Below are 17827 nucleotides of genomic sequence, written 5' to 3'. Positions count from 1 at the left end.
AAGGTTTTGATGATGTATAAAAGTACAAAAAAATGTGAGATTTCAAATTGTACAAAAGCTGTCTCGTTGACATAGATAATTGCATGAATTTTTTTATATCTATAGATATAAGGTATAGGTTCTGTGATAAAACTTTGAATTGCATTTGGTTTATAAGAACTGAAATCCTTTAATTTGCAAAAATTTTAAAAGGTTGAATCTGATTATGGTTGAAAATTTAGTGATCGTTGAGTCCCCTGCTAAAGCAAAAACGATAGAAAAGTTTTTGGGTAAAGATTTCGTTGTGAAGTCCAGTTTCGGTCACATCCGTGATCTGAAGAAGAGGGATTTGAGTATCGATCTGGAAAATAATTATCAACCTCATTATACTATTCCAACGGACAAGAAAAAAATTGTTACGGAATTAAAGAAGATGGCAGCCGATGCAAAAACGGTTTGGCTTGCATCGGATGAGGACCGTGAGGGAGAAGCAATTGCCTGGCATTTGGCCGAGGCCTTAAACCTCGATAAAGAAAAAACAAAACGCATTGTTTTTCATGAGATAACTAAGGATGCCATTCTTAATGCCATACAGACGCCTCGTAAAATAGACCAGCATCTGGTAAATGCGCAGCAGGCACGCCGTGTACTTGACCGCATTGTGGGATTTGAAATTTCGCCAATCCTGTGGAGAAAGGTAAAGCCATCTTTATCTGCCGGAAGGGTACAGTCTGTAGCTGTTAAATTAATTGTGGAACGTGAACGTGAAGTAGAAGCGTTTGAACCTCAATCGTCATTCCGGGTCATTTCTGAATTTCTGGTTCCCAATGGAAATGGAGATAACACCTTATTAAAAGCAGAATTATCCAAAAGGTTTAAAACAGCCGAAGAGACTGCAACATTTTTACAGGGCTGTGCCGGGGCAAGCTTTGTAATTGAAGATATTTCTAAGAGGCCGACCAAAAAATCACCTGCTCCGCCATTTACAACTTCTACTTTGCAGCAGGAGGCCAGCAGGAAGCTGGGATATTCTGTTTCGCAAACTATGACCATTGCCCAGCGTTTATACGAATCGGGTCACATTACATATATGCGTACCGACTCTGTTAATTTATCAAGTCTGGCGATCAATACGTCGAAAAGTGAGATTATTGAACAGTTTGGTTCCGAATATTCCAGGGTAAGAAAATTTTCAACGCAATCAAAAGGAGCTCAGGAAGCGCACGAAGCTATTCGTCCTACCTATGTGAACCAACACGAAATAAGCGGTTCGGCGCAGGAGCAGCGTCTGTATGAACTAATATGGAAGCGCACCGTGGCCTCACAGATGAGTGATGCACAGTTGGAAAAAACAACCATAAAAATAGGTGTAAGCAGCCACGAAGAATATTTTACGGCTACTGGTGAAATCATTAAGTTCGATGGTTTTCTTAAGCTGTATATTGAGTCGTTTGATGATGAAGAAAACGGATCGGAAGAAAACGGATTATTACCGGCAGTGCAAGTTGATCAGAAGCTTGACCTGAGTCAGATTGTTGCAACAGAAAGGTTCACTCAGAAACCGCCGCGGTATACCGAGGCAAGTCTGGTTCGTAAATTGGAGGAATTGGGCATTGGGCGTCCTTCTACCTATGCGCCAACTATTTCTACCATTCAGAACCGGGAATATGTGGTGAAAGAGAGCCGCGAAGGAGATACAAGGGAATACGCAGAGCTGGTTCTGAAAAATGGCGCTGTAAAAGAAACAACCAAAAAGGAAAATTACGGATACGAAAAGTCAAAGCTTTTCCCGACAGATATAGGTATGGTGGTGAACGATTTTCTGGATGAGAATTTCACCGACATCATGAATTACAACTTTACCGCTGAGGTTGAGAAGGAATTTGATGTGATTGCGGAGGGGAAACTGGACTGGACAAAAGCCATTGATGAATTTTACAAGGATTTTCATCCAACCGTGGAAAAAAGCAAGGAACGTTCTGAAACCAAAGTTGGTGAACGTATTCTGGGTACCGATCCGAAAACGGGACGGCAGGTTTCTGTAAAGATAGGCCGTTTTGGCCCTATGGTTCAGGTTGGAACAGCCGAGGAAGAGGAAAAGCCGCAGTTTGCAAGTCTGTTGAAAGGTCAGAGTATCAATTCTATTTCTTTAGAGGAGGCGCTGGAACTCTTTAAACTGCCGCGCGAAGTTGGTGAGTTCGAAGGTGGAAAAGTGGTGATTGGTGTTGGTCGGTTTGGCCCTTATGTACGCCATGCAAGCAAATTCGTATCGCTTGGGAAAGAGGATGATCCGCTTTCCATTACGTTGGAACGTTCCATAGAGCTTATTGAGGCCAAACGTGAACAGGAAAAAAACAGTTTGATTAAAACTTTCGATGAGGAACCTGATCTTCAGATTCTGAAAGGCCGTTTTGGTCCGTATATTAAATACAAAAAGAAAAACTTCAAAATACCCAGAGGAACCGATCCTGAGGCATTAACATTGGAAAAATGCATGGAACTGACCAAGGATTCCGGTTCAAAAGGGAAAAAGACAGCTGGCAAAACCACCAAAAAAACAGCCGCAAAGAAGTCAACAAAGTCATCTAAAAAGTAAATCTGATGATCCGGTTTTCGAAAAAGATTCTGAGCAACGGACTTAAAGTTGTTCACCACTTTGATGCGTGTTCGCCGATGGTGGCTGTTAATCTTTTATACAATGTTGGGGCAAAGGATGAGTCTCCTGAACGTACCGGATTTGCACATTTGTTTGAACACCTTATGTTTGGCGGAACACCTGAGGTTCCGGTTTACGATGAACCGGTCCAGCAAGCAGGAGGAGAGAACAATGCATGGACCAGCAACGATTTTACGAATTATTACCTGACATTGCCAAAGCAAAATGCAGAGGTCGGATTCTGGTTGGAATCAGACAGGATGAGGGGGCTGGCATTTTCGTCCAGGAGTCTCGACATACAGCGCCAGGTCGTAATAGAGGAGTTTAAACAGCGTTACCTTAATCAACCGTATGGCGATGTAACCTTGTATTCAAGGCCGCTGGCTTACAAAGTGCACCCTTATCAGTGGCCAACTATCGGTAAAACTATTGAACATATTCGTGATGCCAGTATTGATGAAGTAAAAGCATTTTTTTATTCGCATTATGCGCCAAACAATGCCGTGCTGTCAATAGCCGGAGATATTAAGGCTGAGCGTGCGTTTAGGATGGCCGAAACATGGTTCGGGGATATTGAACGTCGCGATGTAATGCCGCGCATGTTACCGGTTGAACCACGGCAAACGGAACGTCGTGAGCTGACATTGAAACGGGATGTGCCTTTGAATGCTTTGTTCATGGCATTTCATATGTGTAGCAGAACCGACAGGGATTATCATGCTACCGACTTGATTTCAGATATCTTATCCAATGGAAATTCATCGCGTCTTTACGAGCGTCTGGTAAAAAACGATCCGGTTTTTGTGGATCTGAATGCATATATCGGTGGCGATATAGAACCCGGATTGTTTTATGTAACCGGGAAAGTAAATCCTAAATATACCATAAAGGAAGCCGAGAAGAGGGTTCGCTGGGAACTGGATACGATTGTGAATGAGCCTGTTCATGAAACAGAATTGCAAAAAGTAAAAAACAAAGTTGAATCTTCGCATGTGTTCGAGGAATCGCACTATTTGAATAAAGCCATGAACCTGGCGTTGTTTGAGACGCTTGGCGATGCCGGAATGATTAATAACGAATCCGATAAATACCGGAATGTAACCATCAACGATATTCAAAGAGTAAGCCGTGAGTTGTTCCGTGAAGAGAATACATCCGTACTTTATTATCTTTCAGAATCGTTAGACGCATGAACATCAGCAAAAAAATACCGTTGATTTTACCGGCAGAACCTTTCCGGCCTGATGCCCCTCATATTTATGAAATGAGCAACGGAATAAAGCTGTACGCATTTTCACGGGGAGATCAGGAAATTGTAAAGATCGATGTGGTGTTCGAAGCAGGCACCGTTCATCAGCCATTGCCTTTGGTTTCTTTGCTGACCGGAACGTTGCTTAAAGAAGGTTCGCGTTCATTTAACAGCGGCCATATTGCTTATCAGCTGGATTTTCACGGTGCTTTTCTGGAGTTTACCAACGGATTTCATCATAGTACACTTTCTCTGTATGCATTAACCAAACATTTGCCGAAGCTGATGCCTTTGCTGGCTTCAATTGTGCATGAACCTTCATTTCCGGAAAAGGAATTTGAGGTGACGCTTGAAAACAGAAAGCAGGAATTTCTTGTAAACCAGGGAAAAGTGAAGCTTTTGGCTGCCAAAGCATTCAGTAAAAGACTTTGGGGCGAGAATCATCCCTATGCACAGCAAGCCGAAGAAGAAGATTTTGATAAGGTTAATACCGCCCATCTTCAGAATTTTTATAATTCTCACTATTCTTCCAACAAATGCACTCTGTTTGTTTCAGGAAAAGTGGATGATAATGTGATCAGCATTATTGACAAGTATTTATGTGTGGGTTGGAACGGATCAACACCTTTAAACGGATCAACTGAATATGTAGCAGAACCGGAAAAGCCGGGCGTAAGGTATGTACCTAAAGATGGCGTTCAGTCAGCTATAAAGGCTGGTCGTCACATTATGGATAAGGGCGACAGGGATTTTCCCGCATTTCAGTTGTTGTGTGGTGTATTGGGAGGATATTTCGGAAGCCGGCTGATGCGGAATATCCGTGAGGATAAAGGTTACACCTACGGCATTGGTTCGTATGTAGTGAATCAGCCTTTAGGGTCCTACATGGGAATTTCTACAGAAACGGCCAACGAATACCGCGATAAGGTACTGGAAGAGATCAGGAAGGAGATGATATTGCTACGGAATGAACCGGTTCCGGTCGATGAACTTCAGATGGTTAAAAATTATCTGAGCGGTGAAATCATGCGCAGCTTTGACGGACCGTTTGCCATTACCGATGTTTACCGGTCGTTGTGGGAAAATGGATTAAATTTTGACTTTATTGAAACCTATCTTGAAACCATGGATGCAACAAATTCTGATTCCCTTCAGGCGCTGGCTCAAACATGGCTGAACCCTGATGATCTGATTATTGCGGTAGCCGGCAGTCAAAAGTAGTTTTCCAATTTTTTCATGTGTAATAAATTTCTGTAAGATTGAGCTTTACTTCCATTATTTATATTGCAGAAGTTTGCTAAATCATCTATTTTTGCAACAGGTTTAAAATTAACCTGGATAAAATCATTCAATCAATTAAAACCGCATTTATGAATCCACAAGCCAAAGAATTAAACGACATTATTCAGGCAAAGAGCCCTGTCGTTTTCGACTTGTTATCGGAAAAAGGGAAAAATATTTTCTTCCCTAAGAAAGGAATCCTGGGGCAGACTGCTGAAGCCAAGGGAACTAAGATTAATGCAACAATTGGTGCTGCCATCGAGGACGATAACAGTCCGATGCGTCTTCCATCCATCGAAAAGAACATTAATCTTGATCCTTCATTGGTTTTTCCCTATGCTCCAAGTTTTGGTCGTCCTGATATCCGAAAGAAATGGAAGGAGATGATTTATGACAAAAATCCGGGTCTAAAGGGAAAAAATATCAGCCTTCCGGTTGTAACCAATGCACTGACTCATGGGATAAGCATGATGGGTTACATGTTTGTAAATGACGGTGATGAGATAATTGTTCCGGATTTATTCTGGGGTAATTATAATCTGATCCTGACCAATGCATACGGTGCAAAGCTGGTTAAATTTAATACTTTTAAAGATAACGGATTTGATGTTGAAGCTTTGAAAGAGCAGCTGCTGTCAGGTGGAGACAAGAAGATCGTTATTCTGAACTTTCCGAATAACCCGACCGGTTATACACCAACATTTGCCGAAATGAAGGCCATTGTTGCTGCCGTAAGCGAAGCTGCAGAAGCCGGTAAGAAAATCGTGGCTGTTATGGATGATGCTTATTTCGGACTGGTTTATGAGGATGGTGTGGCAACAGAATCAATATTTTCTGAGCTTGCTGATATGCACGAAAATGTGCTGGCAGTTAAAGTAGATGGCCCGACAAAGGAAGATTATGTATGGGGATTTCGTGTAGGATTTATCTCTTATGGGTTCAAAGGAGCTGATGATGCCATTTATAATGCTTTGGAATCAAAAACTGCCGGAGCTGTGAGGGGTAACATTTCCAATGCCGCAAATATTTCACAGTCGTTATTGCTGCATGCGTTTGAATCTCCGGATTATCAGACCGAGAAAGATCGCAAATATGACATCATGAAAGCGCGTTACGATGCAGTAAAAGAAGCGTTAAATGAAGAAAAGTATAAGACATATTTTAGTGCCCTGCCTTTCAATTCCGGTTATTTTATGTGCGTAAAGTTGCGCGAAGGAATGGAAGCTGATAAAGTAAGGCAGATTCTGATTGAAAAATACAGCATTGGTCTGATTGCTCTGGGCGATATTTTACGTATCGCATTTTCTGCTGTTGCGGCAAGCGATATCAAAACCATGTTCGAGGGAATTTACAACGCCTGTCTTGATGCAGATGCTTAAACAGATAAGATATAGCCAATTAGAACCCGCAGCGTGTGTTGTGGGTTTTTTTGTGCGTAACTTTTAAATGTAATACCACATAAAAGCAACTTTAATTATTGGCTGAATAGTACAGGATTGTTATATTTGAGAGGAATTCTAAAGTGCAGATTATGCTTTGGACCAATTATCATTGTCATACGCAGTATTGTGATGGAAGAGCGGATGCAAAGGAGTTTGTGAAAGCTGCCGTAAGGTCAGATTTCACAAAACTTGGATTTTCATCACATTCTCCTGTGCCTTATCATTCGGATTGGAATATGAGAGCGTCCGATATACCTCTTTATATCAATGAGGTTTTGACACTCAGAGAAAAATACTGTCATAAGATAGAGATCTTACTGGGAATGGAGGTGGATTATATTCCCGGAATGTTTGGTCCGCAAAGTAAGCTTATAAAGGCTTTACCAACTGATTACCTGATAGCTTCTGTTCATTATCTCGATTATCTTCCTGACGGAACACCATGGTCTGTTGATGGTCCGGTAGAATGGTTCGATCTTGGTATCAAAACGATTTTTAACGGAGATATCCGGAAATTCGCCAGGCGGTACACGGAAGTTTCCTGTGAGATGATGGAGCATAATGGTTTCGATATCGTTGGTCATATAGACAAAATGTATCAGCATGGATCAAGATATCACGATGTGAATGAGTCTTGGTATAAAGATTTGGTAGGACAGCTATTGGATGTTGCCAGTCAAAAGGATGTGATTGTTGAAATTAATACTAAATCTTACCGGAAACTGGGATTCTTCTATCCGCACCAGTCATTCTTTAAATTATTGGCAGATAAGAATATACGGGTCACAATAAACAGTGATACGCATGAACCGGAAAACATGAGCCTTGCATTTAATGAAGCCGCTGAGGCCCTGACTGAGGCCGGAGTAACCAGTGTGGTAGAATTTATTAACGGACAGTGGCAGGATTGTAAATTGACAAAAAAGGGAGTGTTGGTATGATGCTGATAGGAATAATTGTGTTAACCGCTCTTGTATCTGCCCAGGGATTCAGGGATAATGTGTTGTTGAATAAACTGTCTTTTAATCCGCATAAAATTAATTATCACAGGGAATATTACAGGGTGTTCAGCCATGGTTTAGTTCATGCAGACTGGATGCATTTGGGTGTAAATATGTTTGTGTTGTACATGTTTGCAAATTCACTGGAACATCAGTTAAGTATCAATTCACATCTGTTGAACGGTACATTTTTATTTACTCTGTTATACGTTACAGCGCTTCCGGTTTCTTCAGCGGTTTCCTATAAAAAACATAAGGACAATCCATATTATACGGCTATTGGGGCATCAGGGGCTGTATCGGCAGTTGTGTTTGCCAATATTTTTTATGATCCGTGGAACCTGTTGTATTTTTTTGGAATCATTCCGATTCCTGGAATTATTTTCGGTGCGGGCTACCTTTACTATTCATATTACATGAGCAGAAAAAACATTGATAATGTGGGGCATGATGCGCATTTTTGGGGTGCGGTGTATGGATTTATATTTCCGGTATTAATACATCCGGTGAGCATTTTTGATTTTATTTCGAAATTGAACCCCTTTTAAAAAGGACAATGAGGAAGGCGATATTTATTGACAGGGACGGAACAATAAACAGCGATGCAGGCCATTACTATATCTACAAACCAGAGGATTTTAAACTGAATCCTGGTGTTGGAGAAGGCCTGAAATTGCTTCAGGATGTCGGATTTTTAATTATAGTGATCACAAATCAGGGTGGTGTGGCTAAAGGTGAATATACCATTTCTGATGTGGAAAAGGTACATCTTGAAATGCGTAACCAGCTTAAGAAGTTTGGTATTTCACTAACCGAAATTTATTATTGTCCGCATCACAGCGATATACAACGTTGCCTGTGTCGTAAACCAGGGAACCTGAATATTGAAAAGGCTATTTCGCGTTTTCGGATCGACAGGGCACAATCGTACATGATAGGTGACAGTGAGCGTGACATGCAGGCGGGACAGAAATCGAAATTACGCTGCATAAAAATATCCACAAATGCTGATCTGCTTCCGGTGTGCCAGGAAATTTTAGATGAACACAGGGCATGATAAGACACATATGTTTTAACGGTGATTTATATCCAGCCAAAGAATTTACGGTTGGTATAAAAAACCGTGCATTCCGTTATGGTGATGGATTGTTTGAAACCATGCGCAGCCGTGGCACGACCATCCCGTTTTTTGATTACCATTACGAACGCTTGTTTCGCGGAATGGATGTTATGCGGATGGTTCCGGGGATAGTTAGTAGTTCATTATTGAGAGAGTCGGCAGAAAGGCTGATAAAAGCAGATAAGCTTTTTAACGGGAACAGCATTCGTATTTCCGTATTCAGAAAAGAAGGTGGTAAATATGCTCCACTTACGAACGAAGTTGATTTTCTGATTGAAGTTGATTCGGTAGCAGATAACAAATTTACACTGAACGATAAAGGTTTATTTGTGGATACTTACGAGGAGCATTTCAAATCTTCGTCAGAACTTGGAAATTTTAAAAACAGCAGTGCGGTCTTGCTTGTTCTTGCCGGCATTAATATGCAGCGGCGAAAGTTAGATGACATATTGATTCTAAATGAAAACAATGTGCTGGTGGAGGCTTTGTCTTCGAATGTATTTATTTACAAGGCGAATAAATTGATTACGCCTTCGTTAAAAACAGGTTGCGTGGATGGCGTAATGCGCCGTGTAATCCTGGAAATAGCATCGGAACAAAATATCGAGTTGAAGGAAAGCAACAGCCTTGTGCCTGAAGATTTGCTAACCTCGGACGAAGTATTTATCTCCAATGCCATGCGCGGCATAAACTGGGTGGTTGCTTATAAAACCAAACGATATCTGTATAAGATGAGCCGGTTTCTGATGGCAGAGATCAATAAAAAGGCAGGGTTATAAAAAATTAGGATCCCAAAATGAAACCCTGATTTTGATTCAAATTTTATCGCATTATTTTAAAGGTACATAAACAATGGTTTCCCATTTGTCCTGATCCGGTTCCATCATCGGATCAGTGGTGTAGATTTCGAATGCCTGTTTTGAGTTATCTGCCTTCATTTTGTTATAACGGATGTAACTAAAGGCCGCAGACCAGGCGTTGCCTGTATTTTCATATTTCCCAAGGTGCTGCACTTTCAGTGCTTTTCCTGCAGGAAGCATCCCCGAAACAATGCCATCCATTTCAGTTATCTCGCCCTGAACAGGAATCGCTGCAATAATATTTACCAGGCCACCATCCATCCCAAAGTCGTTGTAAATGCTGAGAGGATGTCCTGCAACTTCCAGCTTTGGATGCTGATTAATCACATCGGCCAACCGGATATAGGCATTATTCATAAATGTATCCAGGGCTTCAAATTCAAGTTCTCCTTCAATGCCTATATAATTCTGCTGATCCACATTTTCTACCCCCAGAACGTTCACTTCAGAACTTACTTTCCCTGTTTCCAGTTTTTCCTTCAGCATGCTCAGGCCTCTTTCATAATCCATCCCTATCATTGGCTCCATCTGCTTAGCCATAAATTTAAAAAGGAATGGCATCTTCCCTTTCATGCCCCAGGTGATCTCAGCTTCTGTTGAATCACCCTTGAATGTCCAGTATACATCTGAATTTGACGGGAACGGTTCTTTAAAATACAATCCTTCTTCTATAAGTTCGTTAGGTATCAGTTTCGTTGTGGTCATTTCGCCTGATCCTGTGAGTTTCCCTTTCCATGAATAACCATGATTCAGTGTTCCCGGCTCGCCGGTATAGTTCATTTCTGCATCTTTCTCCATGATCAGCCATGGCGACCAGTCTTTCCAGTTTTTATAATCTGCAATAAATGTATAGGCTTTTGATACAGGAACATCAACTTTAACGGTCCGTTTCACATGGTACGAACCATCTATAACCGCCAGCCAAATAACCACTCCGGCTATGATTATGGCGAGAATAAGCAAAATTTTTTTAATCATAATTACTAAGGTTATATCTTTGTTACTACAATAAAAACAAAAAAACGGTTAAGTTGTTGGGATACAAAGGGAAATAAAATTTACTAAATTCCGTTTTTGGTTAAACAGACTCTATGAACTACAGAAATCTACATCCTTCTGAGATAGAAATACTTGAAGGCCATGATTGCCAGTGTGAAGATTGGGATCTTGTCATGGTAAAAGATGGTTTTGATCCGAACCGGATTAAAAAAACACAATTTTCGGGTAAAATAAAAATAGGTGTACTGGAAAAAGATCATCTGTTCTCCAGTGGTATCAGGAGACCTTCGTCCGTTTCAGGTGCATTTTTACATAATTGTATCATAGGTGATAATGTTTATATCCATAAGATCAGGAATCATATTGCCAATTACAACATCGGCGATGAAACGGTGATTGAAAATGTAGATATCATAGAGGTTACGGAGAAGTCCTCATTTGGAAACGGTGTTCAGGCTAAAGTGTTGAATGAAACTGGTGGACGCGAGGTTCCTGTGTTTGACTACCTCTCTGCTCATTTGGCCTATATAATTGCACTTTACCGTTATCGCCCGAAACTCATTGAGCGGTTGTATCAGATGATAGATGAGTACGCAGAATCGGTAACTTCGGACATGGGCACCATTGGAAAATCGGCCAGTATCAGAAACTGTCAGTTTTTAAGGAACGTGCGGATTGGAGACAGTGCTGTGATTGAGGGCGTAAGTTTTATAAAAAATGCCAGTATTAACAGTAACGAACACGATCCTGTGTTTCTCGGTTGTGGAATAAAGATTGAGGACAGCATTGTGTCGTCAGGATCAAAAATTGCCGAGTCGGTGATCCTGGAAAGTTGCTTTGTAGGGCAGGGATGTAAAATGGGGAAACATTATTCGGCAGAGAATTCACTGTTTTTCTCCAATTTTGAAGGCTATCATGGTGAAGCCTGCTCCATCTTCGCTGCACCATTTACGGTGACACACCATAAATCAACCTTATTAATTGCAGGATACTTCTCGTTTTGTAATGCAGGTAGTGGCTCAAACCAGAGTAACCATATGTACAAGCTGGGGCCTATTCATCAGGGCATTATGGAGCGGGGTGCAAAAACAACCAGTGATTCATATCTGCTTTGGCCAGCTAAAGTAGGGCCGTTTACACTGGTTATGGGAAGGCATTATAAAAATTCCGATACCAGTGATCTTCCTTTTTCTTACATGATAGAAAATAAGGATGAGAGCGTTCTGGTTCCGGCTATTAACCTGAAAAGTGTTGGTACTATTCGGGATGCACAAAAATGGCCCCGGAGGGACCGACGTCAGGATCCGGTTAAGCTTGATTATATCAATTTCAACCTGTTGAGTCCGTTTACCATTCGTAAGATGATTGCAGGCCGTGTGATTCTGAAACATTTATTTGAAATTTCAGGCGAGCGGGCAGAACAATATACTTTTCACAATGTGGTTATAGAAAAAAAATCATTGTTGCGTGGAATTGAATTGTACCAGATAGGGATCAATAAATTTCTGGGAAACTCTATTATCAAAAGGCTTGAGAATCTGCAATTCGATTCCGATGAAGAAATCTGTAAGCGTTTAAAACCGGATGAAGAACTTGGTAAAGGCGAATGGATTGATCTGGCCGGACTAATAGCACCACAGGAAGCCATAAATGATCTTTTGGACCGGATTGAAAACGGTGCAATTAAGAGTTTGAAAGAGGTCAATAAAACCTTTAAATTCCTGCATAAGAAATATTACGATATCGAATGGACCTGGGCAATGGATATTCTGGAACAGGAGGAGAAAAAGAGTTACGATAAATTTACAGCGAAGGATGTGGTACGAATTGTGGAACGCTGGAAAGATAGTGTGATAGGTTTGGATAAAATGTTGTACGAGGATGCCCGGAAAGAATTTACCCTATCCAAGCAAACCGGGTTTGGTGCCGACGGGGATGACTTTAACAGAAAGATAGATTTTGAACAGGTTCGGGGCGATTTTGAACAACACGAAGCAGTTGCCGCCATTAAAGAACATATGGTAAAAAAGGAAGCACTGGGCAACGAGTTGATAGGTCGCTTAAAACATCTGGTTAACTGATTACAAAAGGCCGAGTTCAACCATCCTGACTATCTGCTCCGTTTGAAGATCTTCACCCTTTGCGTCGTATTCGGCTTTAAGGTTCGCGCCAAAAATACGTGCAATACCCTGCCAGAAGAATGCAGAGAACCCACCTCTGTATAATTTTACAAGTTCGAAAGAATTTTGCTGACATTCACGGTCAACAAGCTTAATCAACAGTCTGCCTTGTGAAAAGGTGAGTTTTCTTAAGGGTTGCTCAAACTCTGAAAACAGATCTTTCTCCACACTTTTAAGATACTCTTTCCTGGCCTTTTCACCTTTAATGTTCTGCAGGGAATCGTTAACATTGTCCAGGATATTTGCTGCCTGTTTAGCGTAAGGTAAAGTAATCCTGACATCCCTGATCAAACGGTTATATAATCTGCGCTGCCTGTTGTTTTTGAAAACCGGACGCGGGTAAACATCAATCTGTGGTAGAATTTTCATGTAAATGGTGTCTTTCTGTGGAACAGTAGCAGGCGGAATATCGGCCATTGCAGTAGCTTTGCTCTCGGAAAATGCCGGGAACAGACCAGATACAATGAAAAGAAATATGACTATGTATTTGCTCATATCATAACAAAGTTAAGCAAAGACCATGCAATTTATTACTTAAACGAATAAATCTCACTGGTGGTTATAAATTTAAACAGTTTAACACATATAAAAAAATATATATGATTAGGGAGATGTAATGATTATTTTGTAATTATGCACTGGATTTAAAATAAAGGGATGAAGAAATTTAGTGCAAGAGTATTGGTTTTTATTCTGTTCGTTCTTATTGTTACGCTGGCGCTTGTGGGTTTACAGGAGATCCTTTCTCTAAATTATTCATCTGTAATGCTGCCTCAGCTTGCCCCTGTACTGGCATTTTTACTTTTATCCTTAATATTTCGCGACATCCGTTTTACGTTGAATTTCAAGGCAGATCCATGGAACATCTATAAAATGGTGCTCGCTTTTATTTTACCTTTTTTGATCCTGTTTAAGGTATACCTGATCGGCAATATGATGCATTTCCCAATGATTATTACCCAACACCGGTTTAGTGCACTTTGGCCGGTACTTCCGGGAATGATTCTTGGAGCTGTTGGTGAAGAGATAGGATGGAGGGGATTTCTGCAACCTTATTTTGAAAAGAAATTTTCGGTATTATTATCGGGAATATTTACCGGTATATTCTGGGGACTGTGGCACGCTCATCTCTATGCAAAAGGAGTGGCTTTTATGTTGTCGTTCCTGTTGTTTACGGTCTCATCATCAGTGGTTGTGACATGGATGTTGCGGGGAACATCCTACAATATCTTAGTGGCTTCATTATTCCATTTGTCGCTGAACCTTGGCTTCTTTTTCTTCTTCGAAGGATCGTTAAACCATACCGGGATTATGCTGACTAATGGCATCGTCTGGACTATTCCGGCCCTGATAATCGGATTTTCAGCCAATAAACAAACGTTCTACAACGATGTTATTAAAGCAGAATCCTGATAATTTGTTATGACACTTACCCCTGTTACAGAAACTTCGAGGCTTATTCTCAGGGAGTTCCAGCTAAAGGACGCGGAAGCGTTTTACCTTTTAAATTCTGATCCGGAAGTTTTACGATACACCGGTGATTCGCCTTTTGGAAATGTGACCGAAGCCGAAGAATTTATCCGGAATTATGATGATTATAGAAAAAACGGATTTGGCCGATGGGCGGTGATCCTCAAATCGACACATGAATTTCTGGGTTGGTGCGGGCTTAAACTGAATGAGGAGAATATGATTGATGTCGGATTCCGGTTTTTTAAGAATGAATGGGGAAAGGGGTATGCCACAGAGGCGGCAAAGAGCACCCTGGAATATGGTTTTAATCAACTAAAAATGGCAGAAATTATTGGTCGTGCTGCGCTCGCTAATAAAGCTTCAATCCGCGTACTGGAAAAGCTTGGCATGACGTACTGGAAAATGGCTTCGTGTCATGGTATTGAGGATGCATGTTATTACCGGGTCACAAGTGAAACATTTAAAATATGACAGCCGGTTTGTATGGCAGGGTTTTATGGTTTATTTTTGATCCATGAGCATTCACAATGTTTTTAAGGTATTCGTCTGTATTTTTCTTTTACCCGTCGTTTCTCAGAGTTGCAAAACGGTAGTTGCTGATCCTTCAGTAACTACCCGGAATTATGATTTTTCGCCAGTTGATACACTGATCAATGCATGGATGAATCAGGGGAATATAAACTCCGGTGCACTATATGTGACCGGGAATGATATGGTACTGCTGAAAAAAGTATTCGGATCAGATACTGCTCTTACAAAACAGTTTGATGCTTATGTGAAAGCGTTTACTCCATTAAATAACAACACCTTTTCTGCTCAAACCAGTGTGCTGTTGAATAGCGATCCGATTGAACGGTATAGCCTATTTCAACGTATTGCAACGCTTTATAATAACGGAATGGTGAGCATTAAGAATCTTCGTGACAGGGATTCTGATGCTTTAAATCAACATGCAAAGGTGTGTTGCTGGACAGATACTATAAATCATGTAGTTGGTTTGTTTATGTTCCGGCTAAATGCTGTTAGTCAGCAACACGACAAGGATGCCGAATTAGCGGTTCCGGTGCTGCCGTTCTGGATCCGCAATATTATTCAGACTGCACAGTTGCCGGATTCTGTAAAGAAGGGATATGCCGGCGTGAACGGAACCCGGTTGTATTACCAGGAAGCCGGATCGGGAGAGCCACTGATATTTATTCACGGGCATTCGTTTGATCATACGGAATGGAATCCTCAGTTCGGAGTTTTTGCAAAACATTTTCGTACCATAGTATACGATGTGCGGGGTTACGGTCGTTCAGCTATGCAGGTTGAAGGACAACAGTTTTTACATGTGGAGGATCTTGTGGCCTTGATGGATTATCTGAAAATCGATAAAGCACATGTTGTGGGCTTATCCATGGGAGGATTCATTGCTACCGATATGATCGCAAAGTATCAGAACCGACTTTTATCTGTAACTCTTACCAGCGGTGATTTGCGAAGTTCTCCGGGACCGGATGAACCCTGGACTAAAGAAACTATTGCAAAAGAAAAGAGAAAAATAAGAGAATATATTGAGGGAGGACTAATAGAACATAAATTTAACTGGCTGGATGGTCTGGTCAATTCCGGTGGGCCAAATGCTAAATCCATCGAGCCGAAGTTATGGGATATGATCTATTGCTGGAGCCAGTGGCAGCCAACGCATGTGGAAGCGCGTGTTTTGTACGGAAAGGAGGATGAAGAGATGATCAGAAACCAGAATATCACGGTTCCGGTTCTTGTTTTAACTGGAAGTGTAGATGCACACAAGCATCGTAAAATTGTAGATTTAATACCGTTGGCCAAACAGGAGATTGTTCCCGGTGCCGGGCATGTAAGTAACCTGGAAAATCCGGAAGGGTTCAATGATAAAGTGATGCAGTTTTTAGGTGTAATGAAATGAAAATTGAATATATTTACCCTTTACGAAGGCTTAAAGAAAACCGGCAATTAAATGAACAAAGAGCTTAAAAAGAATTTGAAATTCATTGGAATAACCGTTCTGATATTATTGTACCCATCGTATTATCTTTTTAAATATGCTTACAGTGACTATCTGAATGACAGAGCCCTGAACATAGTGTATGGTGCGCATAAGGGCGTAAATGAAACTGAAGCAAAGGAAAAAGCAATTGAACTTCTGGAAAAGGCGAAATCCTACCGCAAAAAACATTATATCTTTTATTATAACCAGGCTAAGCTTTATCTCGAACTTCAGAACTTTCCCAAAGCTGAAACAACGTTGGGTGAGCTGATCCAAATCAGACCGGATGATGACAAGGGATATCTGTATTATGGAGTTGCTTTGGAATTAAACCATAAACCCGATTCTGCAAGGCAGTTATACATGGAATACAGAAATAGGGTGGACCGGGAATACCGGGACACAAAGCCGGAGAACCAAAATCCGGACCGATACAGGGCATACAGATTGGTTCTTGATTTTTTGTTAAACGATGATGTTGCTTTTCGTAAAGATTTAAACTTACTTCAAACGGAATATCCGGATTTTGATACCGGAGAAATCCTTGAGAAACTGGAAAAGGAAAGCCGAAAGGAATTTTTGCTGGAACGTTTGGGAATTACGGATTCAACAATGATGAAAGAATCAATGTCCCATTAGAATATTATGAGTAGGATAAAGTTGTAATGAAACGATTTTTTAACGGTTTTCAGTTAGTTGAATTTTCACTGAAAACAGTGATTTTTATTACAGAGGAACACCGTATCTTTACAACATCATAGAAAATTACCTTACGTTTGAATGAAAAGTATAGCCCCGCCGTTCCCAGGCGGGGTTTTCTTTTTAAATAATTATTCCGGATTATACGTCCAACCCTTATCGTTATGGTAAATCATAAGTTTGGTCATGCCACCATCTATCGTTATGTTTTGACCTGTGATAAAACTGCTTTTGGGATCGCATAAAAACAGTACCGCATTCACAATATCTGCCGGATTACCCACACGGCCTACAGGATGCTGTTCTGCATTAGACCCGTTGTATTCGGTATTAGTGGTATCAATCCATCCCGGAGAAATCGCATTCACCCGTGCTTTCCCGGCAAGTGTGACAGCCATCGCATGGGTCAATGCAGTAATTGCTCCCTTCGCAGCGGTATAGCTTTCGGTGTCGGTCTGGCTCATCAGATGTCTGGTTGAAGAGATATTCACGATGCTTGCATCCTGGTTTAGATGATCCATAAACAACTGCGTTAAAAGAAAAGGTGCTGAAACCCCAATCCGCAGCACATAATTAAAATCGTTATAGCTGCAACTGTTTAAACCGCCTCTGGTCAGGCAGGCATTGTTGATGAGATAGTCAATCTTCCCATAATCAGAGATTACTTTGGCTGAAAATGCCCTGAGTACAGTTTCATCTGCAATGTCCCCGACAAAGTAGTCGTTTCCCTGTATATCTATAGTGCAAACCGTAATGCCCTGTGCTTTGAAAGCCTCACAGATGGCTTTCCCTATGCCTTGTGCACCACCTGTAACAACCGCAACCTTTGATTTTTTCATAAAAGAGTTTTTGGAAGGATAAATTTAAAAAATTAATCCCG

At 41.0% G+C, this 17827-nt stretch carries 16 protein-coding genes; 13 read left to right on the top strand and 3 right to left on the bottom strand.

Annotated elements, in window-relative coordinates; translation table 11 throughout:
- Nucleotides 1-205: 205 nt before the first annotated feature.
- The 8 genes from topA (at nucleotide 206) to ACE01N_RS00465 (ending at nucleotide 9507) form a co-directional block, all read left to right on the top strand.
- Nucleotides 206-2575 (top strand): type I DNA topoisomerase, encoded by a 2370-nt coding sequence (gene topA / locus ACE01N_RS00500; protein ID WP_380583732.1) that lies wholly within the window; start codon nucleotides 206-208, stop codon nucleotides 2573-2575.
- Nucleotides 2576-2580: 5 nt separating this feature from the next.
- Complete coding sequence (locus tag ACE01N_RS00495; RefSeq protein ID WP_380583730.1) at nucleotides 2581-3828, top strand: M16 family metallopeptidase; 1248 nt, start codon at nucleotides 2581-2583, stop codon at nucleotides 3826-3828.
- On the top strand, nucleotides 3825-5105 hold the full coding sequence (locus ACE01N_RS00490; RefSeq protein WP_380583728.1) for a M16 family metallopeptidase: 1281 nt from the start codon (nucleotides 3825-3827) through the stop codon (nucleotides 5103-5105). Before ACE01N_RS00495 ends, ACE01N_RS00490 begins: the two co-directional genes overlap by 4 nt.
- A 149-nt stretch (nucleotides 5106-5254) precedes the next feature.
- Nucleotides 5255-6544, top strand: coding sequence for an aminotransferase class I/II-fold pyridoxal phosphate-dependent enzyme (locus ACE01N_RS00485; RefSeq protein ID WP_380583726.1), 1290 nt, complete (start codon nucleotides 5255-5257; stop codon nucleotides 6542-6544).
- Between the two features lie 152 nt (nucleotides 6545-6696).
- Entirely contained in the window at nucleotides 6697-7548 is an 852-nt protein-coding gene (locus tag ACE01N_RS00480; RefSeq protein WP_380583724.1) for a histidinol-phosphatase, read from the top strand.
- A complete protein-coding gene (locus tag ACE01N_RS00475; RefSeq protein ID WP_380583722.1) occupies nucleotides 7545-8156 on the top strand; it encodes a rhomboid family intramembrane serine protease in 612 nt (203 codons plus the stop codon). Before ACE01N_RS00480 ends, ACE01N_RS00475 begins: the two co-directional genes overlap by 4 nt.
- Before the next feature lie 8 nt (nucleotides 8157-8164).
- Nucleotides 8165-8665, top strand: coding sequence for a D-glycero-alpha-D-manno-heptose-1,7-bisphosphate 7-phosphatase (locus ACE01N_RS00470; RefSeq protein WP_380583720.1), 501 nt, complete (start codon nucleotides 8165-8167; stop codon nucleotides 8663-8665).
- Nucleotides 8662-9507 carry an aminotransferase class IV gene (locus tag ACE01N_RS00465; RefSeq protein ID WP_380583718.1) on the top strand — a complete coding sequence of 282 codons (846 nt, stop codon included), beginning with the start codon at nucleotides 8662-8664 and terminating at the stop codon, nucleotides 9505-9507. Before ACE01N_RS00470 ends, ACE01N_RS00465 begins: the two co-directional genes overlap by 4 nt.
- 51 nt (nucleotides 9508-9558) lie before the next feature.
- On the opposite strand, the gene ACE01N_RS00460 is transcribed toward ACE01N_RS00465, so the two are convergent.
- Nucleotides 9559-10566, bottom strand: coding sequence for an SRPBCC family protein (locus tag ACE01N_RS00460; RefSeq protein WP_380583716.1), 1008 nt, complete (start codon nucleotides 10564-10566; stop codon nucleotides 9559-9561).
- 113 nt (nucleotides 10567-10679) lie between these two features.
- On the opposite strand from ACE01N_RS00460, the gene ACE01N_RS00455 reads away from it, so the two are divergent.
- Nucleotides 10680-12668: a DUF4954 family protein gene (locus ACE01N_RS00455; RefSeq protein ID WP_380583711.1), complete on the top strand. Its 1989-nt coding sequence runs from the start codon at nucleotides 10680-10682 to the stop codon at nucleotides 12666-12668.
- Here ACE01N_RS00455 and ACE01N_RS00450 read toward each other — a convergent pair whose 3' ends face one another.
- Entirely contained in the window at nucleotides 12669-13262 is a 594-nt protein-coding gene (locus ACE01N_RS00450) for a DUF4294 domain-containing protein (protein ID WP_380583706.1), read from the bottom strand.
- A 162-nt stretch (nucleotides 13263-13424) separates the two neighbouring features.
- On the opposite strand from ACE01N_RS00450, the gene ACE01N_RS00445 reads away from it, so the two are divergent.
- The 4 genes from ACE01N_RS00445 to ACE01N_RS00430 are packed head-to-tail and all read left to right on the top strand — an operon-like array spanning nucleotide 13425 to nucleotide 16887.
- The gene (locus ACE01N_RS00445) at nucleotides 13425-14180 is read left to right on the top strand and encodes a CPBP family intramembrane glutamic endopeptidase (protein ID WP_380583704.1); all 756 of its coding nucleotides are present in this window, start codon (nucleotides 13425-13427) and stop codon (nucleotides 14178-14180) included.
- A 9-nt stretch (nucleotides 14181-14189) separates the two neighbouring features.
- Complete coding sequence (locus tag ACE01N_RS00440; RefSeq protein WP_380583702.1) at nucleotides 14190-14711, top strand: GNAT family N-acetyltransferase; 522 nt, start codon at nucleotides 14190-14192, stop codon at nucleotides 14709-14711.
- A gap of 43 nt (nucleotides 14712-14754) precedes the next feature.
- The gene (locus ACE01N_RS00435; RefSeq protein WP_380583700.1) at nucleotides 14755-16167 is read left to right on the top strand and encodes an alpha/beta fold hydrolase; all 1413 of its coding nucleotides are present in this window, start codon (nucleotides 14755-14757) and stop codon (nucleotides 16165-16167) included.
- A gap of 51 nt (nucleotides 16168-16218) precedes the next feature.
- On the top strand, nucleotides 16219-16887 hold the full coding sequence (locus tag ACE01N_RS00430; RefSeq protein WP_380583698.1) for a hypothetical protein: 669 nt from the start codon (nucleotides 16219-16221) through the stop codon (nucleotides 16885-16887).
- 191 nt (nucleotides 16888-17078) lie between these two features.
- Here ACE01N_RS00430 and ACE01N_RS00425 read toward each other — a convergent pair whose 3' ends face one another.
- On the bottom strand, nucleotides 17079-17786 hold the full coding sequence (locus ACE01N_RS00425; RefSeq protein ID WP_380583696.1) for an SDR family oxidoreductase: 708 nt from the start codon (nucleotides 17784-17786) through the stop codon (nucleotides 17079-17081).
- Nucleotides 17787-17827 lie beyond the last annotated feature (41 nt).

The sequence above is a fragment of the Quyinboa ferrireducens genome, assembly GCF_042436675.1.
GTDB lineage: Bacteria > Bacteroidota > Bacteroidia > Bacteroidales > UBA5342 > JBHJHP01.
Note: the sequence above shows the minus strand (reverse complement) of the source record. Positions and strands in the feature narration are given on the sequence as shown.

Bases quoted from the DNA above. Each gene is read 5' to 3' on its own strand.
- topA (WP_380583732.1), top strand. From the start codon at position 206: ATGGTTGAAAATTTAGTGATCGTTGAGTCCCCTGCTAAAGCAAAAACG.
- ACE01N_RS00495 (WP_380583730.1), top strand. From the start codon at position 2,581: ATGATCCGGTTTTCGAAAAAGATTCTGAGCAACGGACTTAAAGTTGTT.
- ACE01N_RS00490 (WP_380583728.1), top strand. From the start codon at position 3,825: ATGAACATCAGCAAAAAAATACCGTTGATTTTACCGGCAGAACCTTTC.
- ACE01N_RS00485 (WP_380583726.1), top strand. From the start codon at position 5,255: ATGAATCCACAAGCCAAAGAATTAAACGACATTATTCAGGCAAAGAGC.
- ACE01N_RS00480 (WP_380583724.1), top strand. From the start codon at position 6,697: ATGCTTTGGACCAATTATCATTGTCATACGCAGTATTGTGATGGAAGA.
- ACE01N_RS00475 (WP_380583722.1), top strand. From the start codon at position 7,545: ATGATGCTGATAGGAATAATTGTGTTAACCGCTCTTGTATCTGCCCAG.
- ACE01N_RS00470 (WP_380583720.1), top strand. From the start codon at position 8,165: ATGAGGAAGGCGATATTTATTGACAGGGACGGAACAATAAACAGCGAT.
- ACE01N_RS00465 (WP_380583718.1), top strand. From the start codon at position 8,662: ATGATAAGACACATATGTTTTAACGGTGATTTATATCCAGCCAAAGAA.
- ACE01N_RS00460 (WP_380583716.1), bottom strand. From the start codon at position 10,566: ATGATTAAAAAAATTTTGCTTATTCTCGCCATAATCATAGCCGGAGTG.
- ACE01N_RS00455 (WP_380583711.1), top strand. From the start codon at position 10,680: ATGAACTACAGAAATCTACATCCTTCTGAGATAGAAATACTTGAAGGC.
- ACE01N_RS00450 (WP_380583706.1), bottom strand. From the start codon at position 13,262: ATGAGCAAATACATAGTCATATTTCTTTTCATTGTATCTGGTCTGTTC.
- ACE01N_RS00445 (WP_380583704.1), top strand. From the start codon at position 13,425: ATGAAGAAATTTAGTGCAAGAGTATTGGTTTTTATTCTGTTCGTTCTT.
- ACE01N_RS00440 (WP_380583702.1), top strand. From the start codon at position 14,190: ATGACACTTACCCCTGTTACAGAAACTTCGAGGCTTATTCTCAGGGAG.
- ACE01N_RS00435 (WP_380583700.1), top strand. From the start codon at position 14,755: ATGAGCATTCACAATGTTTTTAAGGTATTCGTCTGTATTTTTCTTTTA.
- ACE01N_RS00430 (WP_380583698.1), top strand. From the start codon at position 16,219: ATGAACAAAGAGCTTAAAAAGAATTTGAAATTCATTGGAATAACCGTT.
- ACE01N_RS00425 (WP_380583696.1), bottom strand. From the start codon at position 17,786: ATGAAAAAATCAAAGGTTGCGGTTGTTACAGGTGGTGCACAAGGCATA.